Below are 2,090 nucleotides of genomic sequence, written 5' to 3' on the forward strand. Positions count from 1 at the left end.
GGCGAGGGGCATGGCGGAGCAACCTTTTCGGCAGAGGGTATGGGGGCGCACGGGAGCGGTACATTCATCGTACCGTTCTTTTGTTCACCTAAGAAACAAAGCCCCCGGCGCCGCTATTCCTGCGAAGCCCCGCCCCGCCCCGCTAGCTCCTGGTCAGATCCACCCGCGCCGCCACCGGCAGGTGATCGCTCCCCGTCTGCGGCAGCGTCCACGACGTCACCGGCTCCACGCCCTGCACCATGATCTGGTCGATCCGCGCCATCGGGAACGACGCCGGCCAGCTGAACCCGAACCCGCTCCCCGCCGCCCCCTGCGTCGACCGCATCTGCGACGTCACCGCGTTCAACGACCGGTCGTTCATGGTCCCGTTGAGGTCGCCGAGCAGGATCTTGCGCGGCAACCGCTCGTCGGAGATGGCCTCCCCGAGCGCGTCGGCGCTCTTGTCCCGCTGCCGGGCCGTGAACCCGGCCTTCAACTTCACGCGTACGGACGGCAGATGGGCGACGAAGACGGCGATCTCCCCCTCGGGCGTCCGCACGGTCGCCCGCATCGCCCGCGTCCACCCCAACTTGATGTCCACGGCGGACACTTGACTGATCGGATACTTGCTCCAGAGCCCGACCGTGCCCTCAACCGCGTGATAGCGGTACGTCGTTGACAGCGCCTTCTCGTACGTCGGCACCGCCGACGCCTTCAGCTCCTCCAGGGCGAGGACGTCCGCCCCGGACGCGGCGACGTCCCGCGCCGTGCCCGCCGGGTCCGCGTTGTCCGCGTTCACGTTGTGCGTCGCGACCGTGAGGTCACCGCCCGCACCCGTACGGTCGATGACCAGGCCGCCGAAGAGGTTCAGCCACACGGCGATCGGCAGGACCGTCGCGAGCAGCGCCGTCGCCGACCTGCGGACCAGCGCCAGCACCAGCAGCACCGGCACGAACACGCCGATCCACGGCAGGAACGTGTCGATGAGGCTGCCGAGGTTGCCGTACCGGTTCGGGACGTGCGAATGCAGCCCCATCACACCGGCGATGAACACCGCGAACGCGGCGAGCACGATCCCCCGCCGCCAGATCCGCCGGTCCCCGCGCCAGCCGGAGGTGAAGCGGCTCACCAGGCGCCGGATACGGTCTCCTCGACGTTCGGGCCCCGACCCGCCGTCCGCCGTCTCCGTCAAGTACGCCTGCTGCGCCATACCGTGTCGCCTCACTGCCTGCCGTGCACACCGTCCGTCCCCCGTGTGTATGACCCTAGGGGATGATCGGCTCCGATCCCGCCGTCCCATGACGGCCGTGTGGAGACTTGGACGAGGGCGGGGGCGTCCGGGGTTCCGTTCCCGCTGCTCGCGGCGGGGTCTGTGACGGAATACGGACATTCCGAATTCCGCCGGGGGTCAGACGGGACGTGTCCCTGTGTGCGGGCCGTTTTCCGGTCGTTTCTCCGGTGTGCTGACGGGTCGTAGCCCTTCGAGCAGAGTGTCCACGACGTCCTCCGCCAAACCCTCCGGGAGGTCAGCGTCGGGGCGCAGGATCGAGCGGGTCAGCAGCGGGCCGACGAACAGGTCGTTGATCAGGTTCAGGTCGAGGTCGGTGCGGAGTTCGCCGTTCTCCCGGCCCCTGCGCAGGACTTCGAGGCCCATCAGGCGACGGGGCTCGATGACGACGCTGTGGTAGAACGCCCAGAGTTTCGGGCTGCTCTTCATCTGCGCGTGCACGCTGTAGAGGATCGCCGAGGAACGGTTCGCGAGTCCCCGTCTGCGCAGGGCCTCCAGCAGGGTGACCAGGTCGTCCCGCATGGACGTGCCGGGGAGTTCGGGGTCCCGCGGCTCCGTCGCGCGGATCACGTCGACGAAGAGTTCCTCCTTGTTCGCCCAGCGGCGGTAGATCGCCGCCTTGCCGACACCGGCGGTGCGGGCGATGCGCTCGATGGACAACTCGGCGAGCGAGACGCCGTCCTCGAGGAGCTTCATCGTGCCCTCGATGATGGCCTGCTCGACCGCTTCGCTGCGGGGGCGGCCCCGGGAGGGGGGAGGCTTGCCGGTGTCAGTGGTCATCTGGCGATCTTCGTCCATGTCCATGTGGGGGGAGGTGTGGGGG

General features: G+C 68.9%; 2 protein-coding genes. Both read right to left on the reverse strand.

The window, feature by feature from the left end; all coding sequences use genetic code 11:
- Positions 1–142: 142 nt before the first annotated feature.
- Entirely contained in the window at positions 143–1,189 is a 1,047-nt protein-coding gene (locus AOK24_RS26175; RefSeq protein WP_055722521.1) for an endonuclease/exonuclease/phosphatase family protein, read from the reverse strand.
- Positions 1,190–1,387: 198 nt separating this feature from the next.
- Complete coding sequence (locus AOK24_RS26180; protein ID WP_055722522.1) at positions 1,388–2,047, reverse strand: TetR/AcrR family transcriptional regulator; 660 nt, start codon at positions 2,045–2,047, stop codon at positions 1,388–1,390.
- Positions 2,048–2,090 lie beyond the last annotated feature (43 nt).

Source organism: Streptomyces niveiscabiei (assembly GCF_001419795.1).
Taxonomy (GTDB): domain Bacteria; phylum Actinomycetota; class Actinomycetes; order Streptomycetales; family Streptomycetaceae; genus Streptomyces; species Streptomyces niveiscabiei.

What these genes read in the sequence shown, in the direction of transcription:
- AOK24_RS26175 (WP_055722521.1), bottom strand. Translation starts at nt 1,189, where the DNA reads ATGGCGCAGCAGGCGTACTTGACGGAGACGGCGGACGGCGGGTCGGGG.
- AOK24_RS26180 (WP_055722522.1), bottom strand. Translation starts at nt 2,047, where the DNA reads ATGACCACTGACACCGGCAAGCCTCCCCCCTCCCGGGGCCGCCCCCGC.